Annotated in this window: 17 protein-coding genes; 5 read left to right on the plus strand and 12 right to left on the minus strand. The window is 45.7% G+C overall.

Annotated elements, in window-relative coordinates:
• Positions 1 to 125: 125 nt before the first annotated feature.
• A complete protein-coding gene (locus JGK39_RS11825; RefSeq protein WP_293252578.1) occupies positions 126 to 851 on the plus strand; it encodes a pentapeptide repeat-containing protein in 726 nt (241 codons plus the stop codon).
• A gap of 143 nt (positions 852 to 994) precedes the next feature.
• On the opposite strand, the gene JGK39_RS11830 is transcribed toward JGK39_RS11825, so the two are convergent.
• From JGK39_RS11830 to JGK39_RS11850, 5 genes are all read right to left on the minus strand, one after another.
• The gene (locus JGK39_RS11830) at positions 995 to 1,660 is read right to left on the minus strand and encodes a response regulator (RefSeq protein WP_293252575.1); all 666 of its coding nucleotides are present in this window, start codon (positions 1,658 to 1,660) and stop codon (positions 995 to 997) included.
• 314 nt (positions 1,661 to 1,974) lie between these two features.
• The gene (locus JGK39_RS11835) at positions 1,975 to 3,321 is read right to left on the minus strand and encodes an EAL domain-containing response regulator (RefSeq protein WP_293252572.1); all 1,347 of its coding nucleotides are present in this window, start codon (positions 3,319 to 3,321) and stop codon (positions 1,975 to 1,977) included.
• A 436-nt stretch (positions 3,322 to 3,757) separates the two neighbouring features.
• Positions 3,758 to 4,027 (minus strand): hypothetical protein, encoded by a 270-nt coding sequence (locus tag JGK39_RS11840; RefSeq protein ID WP_293252569.1) that lies wholly within the window; start codon positions 4,025 to 4,027, stop codon positions 3,758 to 3,760.
• A 367-nt stretch (positions 4,028 to 4,394) separates the two neighbouring features.
• Positions 4,395 to 6,308, minus strand: coding sequence for a serine/threonine-protein kinase (locus JGK39_RS11845; protein WP_293252566.1), 1,914 nt, complete (start codon positions 6,306 to 6,308; stop codon positions 4,395 to 4,397).
• A 57-nt stretch (positions 6,309 to 6,365) separates the two neighbouring features.
• Positions 6,366 to 6,611 (minus strand): hypothetical protein, encoded by a 246-nt coding sequence (locus JGK39_RS11850; RefSeq protein ID WP_293252564.1) that lies wholly within the window; start codon positions 6,609 to 6,611, stop codon positions 6,366 to 6,368.
• On the opposite strand from JGK39_RS11850, the gene JGK39_RS11855 reads away from it, so the two are divergent.
• Positions 6,610 to 8,286, plus strand: a complete 1,677-nt coding sequence (locus JGK39_RS11855) for a phenylacetate--CoA ligase family protein (protein WP_293252561.1) — start codon at positions 6,610 to 6,612, stop codon at positions 8,284 to 8,286. The two genes, JGK39_RS11850 and JGK39_RS11855, sit on opposite strands and share 2 nt — an antisense overlap.
• 127 nt (positions 8,287 to 8,413) lie before the next feature.
• Here JGK39_RS11855 and JGK39_RS11860 read toward each other — a convergent pair whose 3' ends face one another.
• Together JGK39_RS11860 and JGK39_RS11865 are read right to left on the minus strand one after the other, a co-directional pair.
• Positions 8,414 to 9,106, minus strand: a complete 693-nt coding sequence (locus JGK39_RS11860) for a Uma2 family endonuclease (RefSeq protein WP_293252600.1) — start codon at positions 9,104 to 9,106, stop codon at positions 8,414 to 8,416.
• Positions 9,107 to 9,446: 340 nt separating this feature from the next.
• On the minus strand, positions 9,447 to 10,535 hold the full coding sequence (locus JGK39_RS11865; RefSeq protein ID WP_293252558.1) for a Rho termination factor (modular protein): 1,089 nt from the start codon (positions 10,533 to 10,535) through the stop codon (positions 9,447 to 9,449).
• A 164-nt stretch (positions 10,536 to 10,699) separates the two neighbouring features.
• Between JGK39_RS11865 and JGK39_RS11870 the strand changes: the two genes are divergently transcribed.
• Positions 10,700 to 10,846 carry a hypothetical protein gene (locus JGK39_RS11870; RefSeq protein ID WP_293252556.1) on the plus strand — a complete coding sequence of 49 codons (147 nt, stop codon included), beginning with the start codon at positions 10,700 to 10,702 and terminating at the stop codon, positions 10,844 to 10,846.
• Between the two features lie 217 nt (positions 10,847 to 11,063).
• Here JGK39_RS11870 and JGK39_RS11875 read toward each other — a convergent pair whose 3' ends face one another.
• From JGK39_RS11875 to JGK39_RS11890, 4 genes are all read right to left on the minus strand, one after another.
• Entirely contained in the window at positions 11,064 to 11,945 is an 882-nt protein-coding gene (locus JGK39_RS11875; protein ID WP_293252554.1) for a ParB N-terminal domain-containing protein, read from the minus strand.
• Between the two features lie 6 nt (positions 11,946 to 11,951).
• Positions 11,952 to 13,442, minus strand: coding sequence for an AAA family ATPase (locus JGK39_RS11880; RefSeq protein ID WP_293252552.1), 1,491 nt, complete (start codon positions 13,440 to 13,442; stop codon positions 11,952 to 11,954).
• A gap of 209 nt (positions 13,443 to 13,651) precedes the next feature.
• On the minus strand, positions 13,652 to 14,701 hold the full coding sequence (locus JGK39_RS11885) for a fatty acid desaturase (protein WP_293252550.1): 1,050 nt from the start codon (positions 14,699 to 14,701) through the stop codon (positions 13,652 to 13,654).
• Positions 14,702 to 14,939: 238 nt separating this feature from the next.
• A complete protein-coding gene (locus JGK39_RS11890; RefSeq protein ID WP_366048874.1) occupies positions 14,940 to 15,215 on the minus strand; it encodes a hypothetical protein in 276 nt (91 codons plus the stop codon).
• A gap of 144 nt (positions 15,216 to 15,359) precedes the next feature.
• On the opposite strand from JGK39_RS11890, the gene thrC reads away from it, so the two are divergent.
• Together thrC and JGK39_RS11900 are read left to right on the plus strand one after the other, a co-directional pair.
• Positions 15,360 to 16,478: a threonine synthase gene (gene thrC, locus JGK39_RS11895; RefSeq protein WP_293252598.1), complete on the plus strand. Its 1,119-nt coding sequence runs from the start codon at positions 15,360 to 15,362 to the stop codon at positions 16,476 to 16,478.
• 293 nt (positions 16,479 to 16,771) lie between these two features.
• Entirely contained in the window at positions 16,772 to 17,371 is a 600-nt protein-coding gene (locus tag JGK39_RS11900) for a Uma2 family endonuclease (RefSeq protein WP_293252544.1), read from the plus strand.
• A 149-nt stretch (positions 17,372 to 17,520) separates the two neighbouring features.
• Here the strand turns inward: JGK39_RS11900 and JGK39_RS11905 are convergent, their stop codons facing one another.
• Positions 17,521 to 18,114, minus strand: a complete 594-nt coding sequence (locus JGK39_RS11905; protein WP_293252541.1) for a hypothetical protein — start codon at positions 18,112 to 18,114, stop codon at positions 17,521 to 17,523.
• Between the last annotated feature and the right edge of the window lie 28 nt (positions 18,115 to 18,142).

Genomic DNA, 18,142 nt, shown 5'->3' on the forward strand with positions numbered 1-18,142 from the left:
TCCTCACTACAAACCTTTTATATGGGAGATATTAAATCTCAATAATATTACTTTTGCCAGCCGAAAGACTACCGATCGCAATTTTTGCGAGTATAATTAATCTGAAGTGGCAGTGAGGTTTGTTTGTGAAACTTAAAATCTTGGCAAGTGTAACGGCAACTGTAGCAGTTTTAGCGCCGTTTTTGCTGGCAGCTCCGGTCAAAGCTCAAAATCCAGATCGCGTCCAACAGTTGCTGGAAACTAAGGAGTGCGAGGGCTGCGATTTGAGAAATGCTGATTTGTTTAAGGCGAGTTTGTACAGAGCTAATTTAAGAGGAGCTGATTTAAGCGGAGCTAATCTCTACGAAGCTAATTTGCTGGAAGCTGATTTAAGCGGTGCTAATTTGGCAAATGCTAACTTTGTTAATGCCGAGATGTACGGTGCCGACTTGGACAGTGCTAATCTGCGGAATGCGGATTTGTCTAATGCTTTTTTGGGGCGGGCTAATCTGACGAGAGCTGATTTGCGCGGTGCTAAGCTTTTTAATACTAATTTGGGCGAAGCTTATCTGCTGCAAGCTAATTTGTCCAATGCGGATTTGCGGCGTTCGCTGCTGTTTAGAGTGAATTTGAGTCGCGCTAATTTAAGCGGAGCGGATATGTCTTTTGCTGATGTGCGCGATACTAATTTGCAGAATGCTATTCTGTCAAATACGAGGCTTCCTAGGACTCAATTGACCGGGACAAATATCGATGCTGCTAATAATGTGCGGCAGGCTGATTTGGAACGTGCAAATTTGCGGGGTACGAATTTGGGGCCGGGGGTTTGCGTGACGACGAGTTTTCCTTATTGTGTTTTGAATTTGGAATAATATCAGGTTCTCTCGAACGACGACAATCAGATGGGTTTGTAGTGAGGACTTTAGTCCTCATAATCTGAGGACTAAAGTCCTCACTACAAACCGTTTTTATTGCGGGTAATTAAGGGCTGGCGCGCCCTAAGTTGAGATTTCAGCTAAGTTTGAGGTGGTTTGTATCCCCTTTCTAGGGCAAATCTCACAAGTTGGGCGCGATTTTCTAACTGTAGTTTGCTGAATATGCTGCCTAAATGAGCTTGGACGGTGCGGGGGCTAATAAACAGTCGATCGCTAATTTGTTTGTTAGTATAACCCTGGATTACCTCCCAAAAAACCCTTTCCTCGGCTGGCGTTAGCGGTAAAGGTGCTGGGTTCGGCAATACTGCGAGAGTTTTTGGTTCCACCGCCCTAGCGGTAGAAGTTTGCAGCAGTCGGACAATCTCGGCGTGAATGCGGTGGGAGCGCTCTAACTGCGCTTTTACCTTAGCCAAGATTTCTTCAGACTGAAATGGTTTTACCAGATAATCGTCAGCGCCGATCGCGTGACCTTCAACTTTTGCCTCCATTTCGCCTTGACCAGATAAAAATATAAACGGGACTAACTGTCCCAAACGGGTAGTTCGCAAGCGGCGGCAAAACTCAAACCCGTCCATTTCCGGCATCATCACATCTGAAATTACCAAATCGGGGGGTGCATTCTCAAAAATTGAGAGCGCCTCAACTCCTGAATTAGCGCATTCAACCCGGTATCCTTGGCTTTCCAGGTACATTGCTAAGACTGTTTGACAGTCTGCTTCGTCGTCAACTACTAATATTCTTTCCATGAGGGCCTTGCACCAATTCCAGTTGACAGTTCTTGAAACTGCGGCTCCCAAAGTATGAATTTAAATGAGTTTACCTGCTGCAACTTGATAAAGGCTCCCAATTTCAAGACGGCACAATTCCTCAAATAGTCCAATTACGGGCGCCGATCGAATAAAATGAGAATAAGTTGAGGAATGTTGGTCTAAATTTGCATTTGTTTTATTCGTCTCTCCTAAAAAGCTACAACTTTTGAGGAGGGATCGTCAATTTTTCCGCACCAAATAGACGGTAACAGAAATAATTTCATTTTATTATACACAAATTCTGCTGGCTCTTACACTATTCCGAGACTTGACATGGAAAGGTTTTTAGATTTTTCCGGTTCGGAGACAGGTACAAAAGGTATAACACGAGCAGGTGCTGCTGCTGGGGGCCCAGCGAACAAACGCTGGTCGGCAACCAACATACTTTCAATTATCACTGCCGGTTCCGGGCGGCTGAACAGATACCCCTGCATGATATCGCATTGGTGCTGTTTCAAGAAAGCTAGTTCTGCTTCTGTTTCTACTCCTTCAGCAATTACTGTCATATTTAAGCTGTGACCCAGCAAAATTACTGCTGTGGTAATAGCAGCATTTTGAGCGTCTTCGTTGGCATTTCGCACGAAAATGCGATCGATCTTTAAGCTGTCAAAAGCAAATTGCTTGAGATATCCTAAAGTAGCATAACCTGTGCCGAAGTCGTCAATGGCAATCCGAATTCCTAGAGCTTTAAGTTCGTTTAAAGTTGCGCCTGCGACTGTCGCATTTTCTACCAAAGCGCTTTCGGTCATTTCTAATTCTAAATTAGCCGGCTCCAAGCCTGTAGTTTCTAATATTTGCACGATTCGGGCCTTGAGTTCCGGGTCGGATAACTGCCTGGCCGACAAATTTACTGATATCCTAAAGGGCGAAAACCCCGCCGCCAGCCAACTCGCGGCTTGAGCGCAAGCTGAAAGCAGTACCCATTCGCCAATCTGAATAATTAAACCTGTTTCTTCGGCTAAGGGAATAAATTCGGCGGGAGAAATTATACCTCGATCGGGATTTTGCCAGCGCACCAAAGCTTCAGCGCCGATAACTTGTCCGGTAGCAATATTCACCTGCGGCTGATAGTATACCTGAAACTCACCTTGTGCTAAAGCGCGGCGCAGCAAAGCTTCTAGAGCCAACTTTTCAGGGGAGAGGACACAAACCTTTGTAGAGTCGTTAGCTAAATCTTTGAGTCTGGCTTCTGCTTGGTGAAGCGCAACTGTCAGGGGTTGGGTAATAGTTAGTCGTTTCGAGACGCGAGAAGCAATCGCCCCTAACAATTCAGCCTTAGTAAACGGCTTTGTTAGGTAATCGTCAGCCCCCAATTCCATCCCCCGACGAAAATCGGTTTTGGCACTTTGAGCCGTGAGGAAAATAAATGGAATTGTTGCAGCCAGCGAGTTTTGCCGCAGAGTCCGCAACACGTCATAACCGTCGATTTCCGGCATCTGCACGTCGCACAAAATTAAATCCGGGATCTCCGAAAGTGCCATCTGCACGCCAAATCGACCGTTTTCTGCTACGATAACCCGGTAGCTGTGAGATTCCAGGAGTTGCACAAGAGTCTCCCGGATTAATTCGTCGTCTTCAATGACCAAAATTTTGAGCATGATACTTAGATTACAGATGGCACTATATATCAGAACCTGACTAACTCTAGCATACTCAAACTAGACGGTTACTGATTACGCCAATTAGCTAATAAATCTTTGGCCAAATGGCTAAAGATTTTCCCTCGGTTTTTAAGTGACAATCAAAGAGGTCGCCAAATTCGCAATAGTTCGATCGCGCTCTTGGGCAGAAAACTGTTGTGTCCGACTATTATGATAAATTTTTATGACGAAATATCGCTTGTTTCTCATAAAAAATGCCGCCAACACTTTGACTGCGCGGATGGCGACCAGCTTTGTATAATGTCGGGTCAATTCGCTTTAAAAAGTGTTCGTAGTCAGGAGTTTTAGCGATCGGATTTTTATGCGGACTAAAGTCCTCACTACAAACCAATTTTATTGTGTCGTTCGAGGGGACATCGTAGGATGCACTGGATTAATTCACGGGCTTAGTGGAATTCGCACAAAATTTGTTATCTACAATTGCAGAATTGATACTGACTGCCTGCATTGATGATGACGGAATGATGAGGTCTTGCGGAACTACAACTGTCTTTTTGCAAACCAGCTCGCTGCTGCCTACAGAGGCAAAGTTCCAAGCATAAAATTCGGGATTGCTGACTGTCGCACTGGCAGAAGATAAACCCAATGCAGTCATTAATACTAATCCCAAAGTTACTAAAGCTACGATCGCGAATCTCAGCATATTCTTTGTTTGAACTGGAAAATTTACCCGCTCGGGATTACTTCATTATTGCTCGATCGCACTTCCTGCGTCAATAGCCATCAGTCGATTTTAGATTTTAGATTCTAGATTTTAGATTTGCTCGCCTTGATGAATCTTAGAGCTGGAACAAAAGTTTAAAATTTTTGCCTGTTGGCGACTTATAGCGGTTCTCAAGCGTAGTGAGGTATGCCGGAGAGCCCGCCCAGGCCTATGCTTCGACGGAACGGAAGCTGAGCACAAGTGCCCTAGGCCCTAGGCCCGGCGCAGGCCTAGGCCCTAGGCCCGGCGCAGGCCTAGGCCCAGTCGTCCGCGAATATGAGAGCTTGAAAGGCTATAAGTGAGAGCGTTATTTTGTCTCCAGATTCAATTCGTAGGCGATCGGCTCGGATGACTGAGAAACGACTACGAATTCATAAAAACCAGCATCATCCAGGGTTCCAGACCAACTCACCTCCTCTGCATCTTCCAGTAAAGCCTTGGCTTTGTTGGTGCGCCCGGGAGAATAAATTGATAGCAGAGTCGATTTGCGCGGAGCTTGCAAGTTTACGCTCAAAATCTGATTTTGGGCGAACCTGGCAATGTAAGCTTTGCCTTCTCCGGGCTTGAGATTTCCTTTAAGGGTTTTGCTGTTCGCGCGGCGGTCAAATTCAACGGTTTCGACAGTTGCTCCGGCTTGCAAAGCTGTGAGGGCGTCGGCGGTAATTGCTTGCCAAATTTGTCCCACGGGCAAACCGATGATATTTTTATTCCGCGGGTGCTGTGGAAACCAATAAAAGAACTTGGCATCAGCCAAATCGTACAGCGCTCGACTGCTTAAATTCAGCTTGTTAACCTCGGTTTTCGAGCGATCGAGATCGGCGGTGTCGTAACTGCCCAACCGCGCTCTAGCATCGCTGCTGAGGTTTTCCAGCTTGTCGAGCAAGTCGTCGCCGATTTTCTGCCACCTTTCGCGCCACTGGCGATCCTCATCACCTTCTTTTAACAGCCGCCCGTCTAATTCTGGGTATTTGGCGTAGAAATTCTCGTCTACAAGGTTGACGTAACCGTTGTAGAATCGATCGTCAATTTTAAGCCGAGAGTAGCGATCGCGCAAAGCATCTTCTTGCTGCTGCTTCGGGCCCGGAGTCACGGGAATCTTCTGCACTTTGGATTGCAGGTTTAACACGTAATTGCCCGCAAACCAGCCAACTGCCCCCATACTCGAAAGCACCGCCACTACGAACAAAAACATTTGCCAAGCAGGCATCTTTTGCTGATTGCCGATCGTGGCCACTCGCACCGGAGTACCCGGCAGCTTCGGGGGAGGGGCGGGCACGGGTATGGGCGAGCGATCCGGCGGCTGCTGCGTGAGGCCAAAATCTGGGGCAGGCTGCGGCTGCGGCCCTAAAGGTGGATTGCCCGAGAGAGCGAGCAAAACCTCGCGAGCCGAGGAGTAGCGCTCTTTTGGCTGCACAGCGAGCATTTTATCCAGCACCAGGGACAAATTCGGAGACAGAGAACAGTGCGATCGCCAGTTCCAATTCAGCGTCTGGCTGTCGAGCAATTGATGCGGTTCCTTCCCCGTCAGCAACACCAAAACCGTCGCCGCCAGAGCGTACAAATCGCTGTGCGGAGACACAATCCCCATCTGCATCTGTTCGACGGGAGCATAGCCGAGCTTGCCGATGCGAGTCGCGGGGGTGGGAGTGCCGTTAGCTTCATTTTCAGCAAATAGAGATTCTACGGTGGCGGCGACTTGTTTGACTCCGCCGAAGTCAATGAGCACCGGCATTCCGTCAGACAAGCGCAGAATTAGGTTGTCCGGGGAGATGTCGCGGTGAATTACTCCCAAGGAATGAATGTATTCGAGCACTGGCAAAATCTGAACCAGCAGTTGATTGATTTCTGCTTCGATGAACCGCAAACCCTGACGCTTGCGGGCGTCCAGCAGGAAGCGGTAGTTTTGACCGGGTACGTAGTCTTGAACGAGAAATAGGTAGCCCCGATCGACTATACTGACTCGAAACATTTCGCGGAAGCGCGGGATTTGATTGTGTTGCAGCTTGTAGAGCACTCCGGCTTCGCGCTCGAAGAGTTCCTCGGATTTTTGTAAAGCGTAACTTCCTTGTACTTGGGGCGCAAATTCTTTTAAAACGCAGGGTTCGTTAAATCGGTGGGCATCTTCAGCGAGGTAGGTGCGCCCGAAGCCGCCGTGTCCCAGTTCGCGGACGATGCGGTAGTGGTTGTGGAGAGTTATGCCGGGGTAGATGGGATTGTTCATTGAAACTTGCGTCGGATTGTTACGCTTGATTGAGATTGTCCGTTTTGGGCGATCGCGCTAATTAATCTTGACATAGTGTGTCGGTGTTGATGAGTCGATCGGCTGCTCGGTCATCGCCTGCGGTTGTTGTGTTAAAAAAGCCGTTGTCTGCACGCAACTCGATTGCCGGGTGTATTTGTGCGATCGACCACAAAGTGTGTTCAAATTTTTAGTAGCCTGCCTAATCTGCCGCCCGGTCGTTAGCGCTACTAACTGAATCTCGATCGAGCGACGTGCAAATACGCATTTTAAGGAGCCAATCATGCAGCCAGAACCGCGTCAGCGAGCAATTGGGGCGTTTGAACAATTTTTGAGTGCGCCGCTTGAGGAACGATTGCAACAGCAGAGTCGAGATGCAGAATCCGAGGCGATCGCACTTTTTCACAACGTCGCTGCCACAGTACCAGCTTACCAGAAGTTCCTAGCTGCACTCAACATCAATCCCGAGTCTATTCAAACCTTGGAAGACTTCCAAAAATTGCCGCTAATTACCAAAGAGAATTATTTGCGCTTTTACCCGCTGCCTCAGTTGTGCCGCCAGGGCAAATTAGAAACCTGCGATTTCATTGCTGTTTCATCTGGTTCGACAGGAAACCCGACATTTTGGCCGCGTTTTATCAGCGACGAGTTGCAAATTGCCGATCGCTTTGAACAAATATTTCACGACAGTTTTTTCGCCGAGACCCGCCGCACTTTAGCTGTGATTTGCTTTGCCTTGGGGACTTGGGTAGGCGGAATGTACACGGCGAATTGCTGCCGCTATCTAGCAAGTAAGGGTTATCCCGTGACGGTGGTGACGCCGGGGAATAACAAGACTGAAATATTTCGAGCAGTTCGAGAACTTGGGGAGCATTTCGAGCAAGTAGTATTGTTGGGATATCCGCCGTTTATCAAGGATGTTATTGATAGCGGGATTGCTGCGGGTGTGGAGTGGCAAAAATATCGAATTAAGATGGTGTTTGCCGGGGAAGTGTTTAGCGAAGAATGGCGGAGTTTGGTGAGCGATCGCATTAATTATCACAATACGAAGGAAGAAGGAAGAAGGAAGAAGGAAGAAGGAAGAGGGGGAGATGGGGAGATGGGGAGATGGGGAGAATTCATAATTACCAATTCCGAATTACCAATTACCAATTACCAATTACCAATTACCAATTCCCAACTATCAACGGAGAATTTATATTACAATTCTGCGAGTCTTTACGGTACAGCCGATGCGGGCGTTTTGGGCAACGAGACACCGTTGAGTATTTGCATCCGCCGCTGGTTCGCAAACAATCCGGAAGCAGCGCGCAATTTATTCGGAGAATCGCGGTTGCCAACGCTGGTGCAGTACGATCCGAAAAGCCGCTTTTTTGAAGTGAATGATGACGGCACGCTGTTATTTTCTGGCGACAACGGCATCCCGCTCATACGGTATCACATTTCCGATAACGGCGGTTTAATTTCTTACGAAGCAATGCTCGATTTTTTGGCAGAATGGGGATTTAATCCGGTGGCACATTTGCAGGAAGTGGCGGCTGGGGAAAGTGCCGGTTTGCCGAGAGGAATTCGCAATCTGCCATTTGTTTATGTGTTTGGTCGATCGCACTTTACCGTTTCCTACTTCGGTGCTAACATCTACCCAGAAAATGTCACCGTAGGTTTAGAAGTTCCGACTGTTAGCGAATGGGTGACGGGAAAATTTGTGCTGCAAGTCAAGGAAGATGCGGATCGAAATCGATTTTTATCGGTGGTTGTGGAGTTAGCAGCGGGGGTGGAAGGGGACGAGGAGATGAAAGTGGCGATCGCATCTTCAATTCTCGCGCAATTGCGGCGCCTCAACAGCGAATTTGCTAATTACGTGCCGCCCGAATATCAGTTACCCGTCGTGACATTAACTGCCATGGGCGATGCAGAGTATTTCCCGATGGGTGTCAAGCACCGATACACGCGACAGTAAACCGCTGTTTTTGGAAAAGGCGGGCGCTAAATTGTTCGTAGTGCGGAGTTCAGTCCGCTCTCATGCTGCGGACTGAAGTCCGCACTACTAACCAATCTTATTGCGGTACATGATATGATACCACCCATTAAATTGTATCGGGATCGATATTTAATTCTCGCAGTTTTGCGGCCAGGCGATCGGCTCTTTGAGCTTCTTCTCCAGCTCTTTGAGCTTCTTGTCCCGCTCTTTGAGCCTCTGCATCTGCTCGCCGAGTCTCCATCTCTGCAACCTCTTCAGGAGTAGGAACCAGTTCACCTGCTGCTGTAAAGAAACGCAATTGTCCGCTACAAATGCCCAAACTCAAATCAAGCTGTTGACTCCGCAGATGCCCGAATTCATTCGGTGCAATTAGTTGATATTCCCCATCTACCAAATGAAACCCAGCTAATTCTAAAGTTTCTGGATCGAACCAAAAATAATCATGGGTTCGGAAAGTATCTTGATACAGTTGTTTTTTAAAGTTTTTATCTATGTTCGCTGTTTTCGGCGACAATATTTCAAGAATGACATTCGGATACTTTCCGTCTTCATCCCAAACAACCCAGCTTTTCCGAGTTTTGCGTTCGGTTCCGAGTACCACAAAAAAATCTGGGCCTCGGAAGTCTTTCGATTTAAGTTGTTTTGGGCTGTAGTAAATGGTGAGGTTGCCAGCAGCATAGAAGTCATTTCTATCTCGCCACAGCCATTCTAGACATTTGAACAGCAGCATTATTTGTCGGAGATGCAGTTCTGTTTCCACTGGAGGTTCATCACTATATAAATCGACTGGAGGAACCATAACATTTTCTGCTATCTCTTGTTCTAATAGTTCTTGTTCTGATAGCTCTTGTTCTGATAGCTCTTGTTCTGGTATTTCTTGTTCTGGTATTTCTTGGGGAGTAGCTAATGCGGCGGTTGCGGACATGGCTGCTTGGGGAGGAGTAAGAGGTGGTGTGTCTATTTTAGCAAGATTTTTATATCTGTGTTCAGATAGGACGGCGGTTGAAACCGCGTCTACACAAACGATGTCCATGCCAAGCGGACTGAAGAAGATATCATATTTCAACCGCCGTCCGCTCCTCAACCTGCACCAGGCAGGTTTGGTCTGTATAGACGCGGTTTCAACCGCCGTTCGATCTTTATTTCCCATCAGCTTCTCTGAGGGCGGCCAGAATTTCCGGTCGTTTCATGCGCGCGTAGCCCCGCACTTTTCGGTCTTTACCGATCGCCTTCAAACGTCTCAGCGAAAGAGTGTCATAATCTTCCTCTTGGGGCGGAAACGGCAACTCCAACTGCAACTGCGGTAACTGAGGTTTCTGCTGCTTTTTCGGCTGAGTTTTCGGCTGCGCCTTCGACTGCTTTTTCGGCGGTGTCTCGGGCTGTATTTCTGAGTGCGTCGCAGCGGCTCCCAGTTGGCTGCGGAGCGTGGCAATTTGATTTTTTAGGTCATTTTCTACGTCTGCGATCGTGTCAGCCACAAACTGATTAATTATTTGGACAGTGCGATCTAATTTGATTGACAGCAATTTTTCCAGTTCATCCAACTGTCTCAACGCACCTTCAAGATTCATCTCCGAAATAACCTCCGATTGCGGAGAACTATTGCTGCCAGATTGTTCAATTTTTTTAGCCAATTTATCTACCTTTTCATGAAATGTTTTTTCAACTTGTTCTAGCAGATGCTTTATCTGTGTTATTTGATCGCGATCGAAGTTCTGCTCGGCTAGAGCTTTTACTTGTTTTTTTAGCAGGTCTTCATTCTTTTTAACAGATTGTTCTATTTGTTTTGTTAGACTCTCTACCTTTTTTTGAAATGATAGCTCAAATTGTTGCAGTAGAGTCTCAAGTTGTGCAGTTTTTTGAGTCGGCTGCGGAGCTAAATGTTCCATTTCTGCTTGAGCCGCAACTACCTCCTCGTCGGTCATTTCAAAAACCCAAGCCCACATTTGCTCAAGGCCGAGTTCTTTCGCAACAATACACCAATCTGAGCCGCAGACAACTTCGTATTCTTCTTCGTTGCTGTAAGCTTCAGTAGGACGTACAATTAAAGGAATTAAGTTGCTGCCTTGCTCGATGAGACTTCTCCTGAGAGCTTCCCGACGTTCGCGAGGGATTTCTCCCCCCTGAGTCTCTGGTACTGCAATTTGGGAAGTATAAATCTGACTGTGACTAATTGGCTTAATCCGCAAATATTCTACTATTCGGTTTTGATCTTGCGATCGATCCATCTTCTTACAAGTCCCCTTTTGTCATTAAAATCAGGTGTTTGGGTAATTATATATATTTGCACTTTACAGCCTGGGTTTTAAGTGCCACAGGACTAACTCAAGAACTCTAATGATAGGGTGCGAGACAAACACCTTACTCAGACTTTGGTTAGTTAAAGGATTTGTTGGCCTCAATCTCTAAATCTGGGAGAGATATCAGCGGCGTGCTGTACCTGTGCGGCTGGCTGTGGGGTGACAGCCCGGGCGATCCTGCAACGAGGGCTTCGCTAACGGCAAAACTGACTGCAATTCCTACAAAAAATCGACTGTGATGAGTTTAACTGGCTGGGGGACACAAATTATACACTGCTTCACTCATCTTTACTTTTTTTGGCGATCGGGCGATCGCTACCGTGTTCAGGTTTAGCAGGAATTGCCAGTTGTGAGTATTTTTGCTCCTAGTCAATCACCTTTCAGAAATCCGGTTTTAACTCTTGTGGGGTGGGCTTCTAGCCCGCCCCCAAAAAAGCAATTGAGACGGCTCACAACTTACGAGTATTTTTGCCAGTAATCAATAATTTTAATCATTGTTTTGTCGCCTAGCCCTTGAATACGTTCCACCACATTGGCAAATGACACAAACGGCTTCACATCTCGCTTTTCGTCGAGGATTCGTTGTATAATTTTATCGTTCACTAACTTAGTATATTCAAAATTCGCTTTCAGTTGAGCTGGATTTTGAGTATTCAGTGCGGCCAACAGCGACATTGGTTGAGAAGTTACCTGTTCAACTTCTGGTACCGCATCTACCAAACAGGGCTTTTCCGATGCAGACTCTGATTTCAACTCATTAATTCTGTTAGCCAACTGCGCTTCAATTAACAGAGGTAATTGTTGGGCAATTAGGTTTTCAATTTCTTGTATTCTCTCAGCCAATACCTTTTTTTCACGGGCGTGTTCAGCTTTCAATTCATGAATTTGAATTTCTAACCGGGCTTCAATATTTGTCACCCGTTGCTCTAAACTAGATGAGGCTTCTAGAGTTTCAATTTCAACTGAAGCCTCAGTTATAAATGACTCTTTGGGAGTTTCAATTTCACCTAGATTCTCACTGATTGCGGTTTTTCTGAGGATTTCGAGTTGTTCCAGGAGAAGTGCTTCATTTTCTGGTTCCAGGATGAATGCTCCGATTGTCTCGCCCTTGAGAGGTTCAATTTCCCTGGCTCTCGCCGCGGCGTAGTATTCAAGGTTTCCGTCTACTATTTCGTAGGCATCCATGCTGGTGCGGCGGACAACGATCGGATTAATCAAGCCTCCGGCGTCTAAAATAAGTCTAGCTAATTTATCTAAATCGCGATCGGCAAAATTGGAACGGGGAACTGCGGAGGTAATTCTTTTGACTGAAACCAGTGACGGAGATAATTTTTTCATAAGTTTTTACTTACCTATTTTTACCAAAACTTCTTCGGCTAGCATTTCAAATTCTTGGGATGAAGTGCAATCCGGTTTAAAATCTAGCACCGAAATCGGATCGGCGATTTCCATATTGCCCACGATTTTAAATAGTTCTGCACACTTTGCTAAATCCTCTCTCTCATAAATTACGCTGTCCATGATTTCCAGGCCGTAGCGTTTGGGAATAGCCTCCCTCCGCTTGGGCAAACTGTACTGTACAAACTTAGGATTGGGTGAGATTTTGCAAGGGAGGATGCCTAAAATTTCTAAAGGTTTTTTGCCGATTTGTTTTTTGAATCCATTAACTTTTTTAATGAAATCCTTGACATTAATCAATCCTTGATTGGCAAAAGGTTTTAAATCAGAAGGAATAATTAAATAATCCGCAGCAATCAGGGCAACTCTGGCGAAAAAATTCAAAGATGGCGGGGTATCAATCAGTACAATATCGTACTTATCTTCTACTTCCGCTAGTTTTTGAATTAAAATCATGCGACTGTAATCTAGTTGATTTAGTTCCGTTTCATAGTACATTAAATCGATATGGGAAGGAACTACATCGATTTTAGGATTGCAAAAATTAGACTCGCGGGCTACTTCGGCGATGGAGTAAAAATCCTCTGATTGCAAAACTTGAAGAATATTGCAATCTTTCAAATCATCTTGTTCTTCATCTTCAAATTTGACCAAACCAGTTGCAAAGGTTGTGTTTGCCTGACTGTCTAAGTCGATGACTAGGACTCTTTTACCTTCCTTGCTCAGGGCTGCGGCTAAATTGACTACAGTTGTAGTTTTACCGACGCCGCCTTTGTTGTGGTAAACTGCTATTATTTTCATACTATTTTGCGGGGTTTGGGGAATGATTAAATCGGATGATTTAACTAAAATATCTTCAGGTATTTGTTCGGGGGATGAGACTTGAATGATTTCAGGTTCTGCGGTGGCGGGATTGTTTTGTTGTACCGATACTTCGGTAATTAACTCAGGAGTAACTAAATTAGTTTTACTATCTTCCAGTTCTAGATTATCTGGATTTATTACAAACTTTAAACTATCTCTGCCAATTAAAGCTATAATTTCATCAATTCTACTTTCAAGGTCTTGTCCGGCGCACTGAAATGCTAGCTGAATATCATCGCTCACTCTTGCGTAAATTCTAATTTCTTTCCCGTTAGTTATGAGTCCGTAGCGAATACTTAAACTTGTTAAGTAACGCTTGAGTTTTCGCAGATGGCGGTCTAAATTTTCCTTGGGATGTTTTGCCTCCATGACTAAACTCATGGGCGAGTCTGCATCGAGAACTATGGGGATAACTTGGGTAGCAAAGGAAAGGAAGTCTAGGCGAATATTCCCAAAGGCGATTTCTTGGTGCCAAGTGTCGGGAGTATAGCCGAGTTTTGGCAACAAATAACTGACAATGAGTTTGCTTTCTACTTCGCTTTCGTTGCGACAGTTATTGGGATTGAAAGCCATTAGATTTTAGATTTTAGATTTTAGTTGTAGGGTGTTTCGCAGCAGAAAATCCCACATAAATATCGACAATCTTATTAGGTACGTTGTTGCGCTTCAGCGCTCTTTAATATATTAAGAGAGCGCTGAAGCGCAACAACATACTTTATGATTAAGAAAACCCGGTTTGTTTAACAAAACCGGGTTTTTCGGAGATTTATCGCGTTTCAAACTTATTTGGCTTGAGCGTGAAATTCCTGTAATGTCTGATAGCCACCAGCGGGGTTGTACAGGTGACAGTTGTCGGCAATCCGCTTCATTAAAGACCAAGAAAACTTTGTTTCGTAGAGATGATCTTGCCAGTTTTCCTTTAAGCTGCTGTGGGCTAGACGCAAGTTGTACCAGGGTATAGCAGTTGAAAGGTGGTGGGGAACGTGCACGTTAATGTCGTGGCACAGAAACTCAACCCAGCGGGGATAGTCGCAGTGAACTGTTCCCGATAGTTGTGCTTGGGCTTCGTTCCATTCTTCTGGTGATTTAAATGAAATGTCTGGCGCTGTGTGGTGAACAATGGTGAAGGTGCTCATCCAGAAGTGGTAAACCATCCAGGGCATCAACCAAAATTTGATGAATCCCCAAATGCCTGTGGTGGCTATTAAAGTCGGAAATACGATCGCAGCACCGATCAAAACCACAAAAACTGAAAACCGCACTTGTTCGCGTTGTTGGCCTTTGAAGCGCCACCACATAAAGTGTACTTTTGCCCAGTGGGCGATCGAGCCAATCCACCACATTGGGCCGAAGATTAAACTATAAGCTATTTGTAATGCTTTGGGCGCGGCAGCGTAGCTTTCTGCTGTCATTGGTTGCCAAGCATTATCTTCACCAATTTTGTTGGTGTGCTTGTGGTGGTAATTGTGTCCGTGACGCCATGCGTGAAACGGAAAAATTAACGGCAGAAATGCGAGATGTCCGACTAAATCGTTTACCCAGCGACGGTTGGCAAATGACCGGTGTCCGCAGTCGTGGCCTATCACAAAAAACCCGGTTAATCCGGTACCTGTGAAAATCCACATCAGGGGCAGTAAATACCAAGGTGATACTGCTAGGCCAAAATAACCAACAGCAACTAGAAGAACGTTGACGATGACTTTTGTCCAAGCTTTGCGAGGGTTTTTGACAAATACTTCGCGCGGCAGGGTTTGGAGAATATCTTTGAGGCGCAGGTTGGAAGTGTCCCTTGCGGATGTCAAATTTAGTGGTTTTTCGATCGATGCTGTCATAAATTGATGTCTACTCTCCGTATGCCAAGTGGATGGCTTAACAAAATTAACGCAGTAAAATATCAGCTCGCTACTAACAATTAGCAGACGAGTTGAGCACTAGGCAAGCGCGTTTTCGCAAATACTAGCGATCGCTAGCCGCGGATTAAATGGCTAGCGCTTTTGGTGAAAAAAAAACACTGCGGTTAACAAAACTTTACTTTTTATACCACAGGGGCGGCACAATTAGCACGAGTTGTTACTGGTAATTGCCGTTGCCCACAGCAGAATTTTTGCCGATCGCAACTTGAGATCCAGCAACGGAGCGCTGCTGTTTGAGGGTTTGGACTTGCAGCAGCAAGGAGTCGATTTCTGCTTGCAGGTGCAGGAACTTAACTTGCTGATCGGCTTGGTAGGGACACTTCACCGAATCTACTTTGCGCGCAAAACCCGTCGATAGCGTAGCAGAACTAGCGATTTCGGGATTGCTAGCCGTGACTTGAGGCCGAGAAAGAGTGGATGAATTATTTGACATTAGTAATTGAGTAGACATATCTACACATTCACACCATTAAGTTACTTTAACCTGAACGGATCGTATCAAACATTAAATTAACCGATCGAGCTAAAATTAGTGTAAATTCTTTGCCAAAGCCTAGAAACCATTGACATCGTGACCCTGATTCTACCTGTAACTGACTCTGCTGCTAACTCCGCTGCCCGCGCAGCCTCGCCGAAACTTCACGGTTGGCCGGGCTTGATCGAAGCTTATCGCCCCTACCTGCCGGTGACTGAAACCACGCCGGTAGTGACACTCCAAGAAGGCAATACTCCCTTAATTCCAGCACCTGCGATCGCCTCTCTCATCGGTAGAGACGTGCGCGTGCTGGTGAAATACGACGGCCTCAACCCCACTGGTAGTTTCAAAGACCGGGGGATGACCATGGCGATTTCCAAGGCGAAGGAAGCCGGCGCTGAGGCTGTAATCTGCGCCAGTACCGGCAATACTTCGGCAGCGGCGGCAGCCTACGCCAGACGCGGGGGAATGCGGGCTTTCGTGTTGATTCCCGAAGGTTACGTGGCTTTGGGCAAGCTGGCCCAAGCTTTGCTTTACGGTGCGGAAGTGATTTCGATTGTCGGTAATTTCGATCGGGCTTTAGAAATTGTCCGCTCCATGGCTGAAAATTATCCCGTAACTTTGGTCAACTCCGTCAACCCTTACCGCTTGGAAGGCCAAAAAACCGGCGCGTTTGAAGTGGTGGACGCCTTGGGCGACGCCCCCGACTGGCTGTGCATTCCCGTGGGAAATGCGGGAAACATCACAGCATACTGGATGGGTTTTTGTCAATACCATCAAGCCAAAAAATGTTCGCGACTACCACGGATGATGGGATTTCAAGCAGCGGGGGCTGCACCGTTGGTGACGGGACATCCGGTGCCTAACCCAGAAACCCTGGCGACGGCGATTCGGATTGGGAACCCGGCTAGCTGGACACAAGCTGTTGCTGCTTCAGAAGCCAGTCGCGGCAGTTTTAGTGCTGTCACTGACGAGGAAATTTTGGATGCTTACCGCTTGTTAGCATCCGAAGAAGGGATTTTCTGCGAACCGGCAAGCGCTGCTTCTGTGGCAGGCTTGCTGAAGGTAAAAGACCAAGTTCCTACGGGAGCAACAGTGGTTTGTGTGCTGACTGGTAACGGTTTGAAAGACCCGGATACGGCGATTAATCACAGCAACAATCAGTTTAAACAAGGGATTGCTCCGAATTTGGATGCAGTAGCTGGCGCGATGGGATTTTAAGCAGAAGGAAGAGAGAAACGACACGGATTTGAACACGGAGACACGGATGAATTAGGAGCATCCCAATTTTGCAAATATATCCGTAGGGGCGAAGCATTCCGGCAGTAAGTCTCTGTTTATAACTAATAAATTATCGGCCGGAATGCTTCGCCCTGCAAAATTGGGATGCACCCGATGAATTTAACTGAGTAGTACCTTCCTTCTTCCTTCGGCTATAATAGGATTATCTGTTTGTTAAACACTTCTGAGAAAAAGTTATGTTGCTAACTCAGCTTCGTGCCGATAGAGTTGTTATGTATAATATCAGTTGGCAACAATTTGAAAACTTGCTCGTGGATCTAGGTGAAAGCCGTGCTGCTAGATTCGCCTATGATGATGGAACTTTAGAAATCATGACACCCTTACCGGAACATGAATACTACAAAGAAACGATCGGCACTTCCATTAAAGATATAGCAGAAGTGTTGGAACAAGATTACGCAAGTTTAGGCTCAACCACTTGGAAGCGAGAAATCAAAAAAGCTGGAGTAGAACCAGACAATTGTTTCTACTTCCAAAACGAGCCAAAAATTCGCGGAAAACTTAAGTTTAACTTAGAGCAAGATCCGCCACCGGATTTGGCTTTAGAAATAGATGTAACCAGTAAATCGCTCAGTCGTTTTCCCATTTATGCTCGGTTGGGTGTTCCCGAAATTTGGTGTTATGATTCCGGTGAACTCAAAATTTACCAACTTGATGGACAAGAATATATTGAGGTGAAAACTAGCTCAATTTTTCCAACTCTTCCCATACAAGAAATACCTGAATTGATCCAGAAATATCGTTATTCTGGGCGGCTTTCTCTGCGTAAAGCCGTGCGAGCATGGGCGAGAGAAAAATTGGGAGAAGTTTAAGATATTTCTCAATACAATTTAGACTATAACGGTTTTGAAAAAAGCGAAGTACGCTCTTAGCAATTCGCAATCCGTAGCAGGAAAACAAAGCACCTATGCCCAATGCCCAATGCCCAATGCCCTATGCCCTATGCCCTATGCCCTATGCCCTAGCCAACAAAACTTCTTAATATACCCATTAGCTTAGCCACATTATTCAGGAAATATTCATTAGGATCGATTTCAACTACAGAATCAAATAATTTCATAAATTTCCAGTTCGTTCCAGTCGTTACAGCACCATAAATCATTTCATTATTACTTTGACGTTGATTAACTATTTGTGCTGCTACCATCTCGGCAATACACTGACCTAAACCAGATTGAATATTATCATTTTTAGCTTCCACGATTAAAATCACGGGTGATTTAATCATCAATTGAGACGAAGACTTACTAATTATAAAATCACAATAGCCCATCAGCCCTTGTTGACTATCCACATTAAATTCCCTACCGGAAAACAGACTTATTTTAGACCCAATTTGCTGTTTTAGTTCAATCAATATTGGTGCAATAATCATTTCCGATCGCGCTTTTTCTGTAGAAATTTCCAAGGCTAAAGGAGTATTGTATTCGAGACACTGTTTTAAGAAACTACTAATCGGAGCTTCTGGTACTTCGGCGAAACTATCAAGTTTTTCAAGAATACTTAGCCCAAAGACTTGTTCGACCATTTCTAGGGTGAACTGACTATAAGACATTTTATTTATTCCGAATTTTTTTGAATTT

The organism is Microcoleus sp. PH2017_12_PCY_D_A (assembly GCF_020738565.1).
Lineage (GTDB): Bacteria > Cyanobacteriota > Cyanobacteriia > Cyanobacteriales > Microcoleaceae > Microcoleus.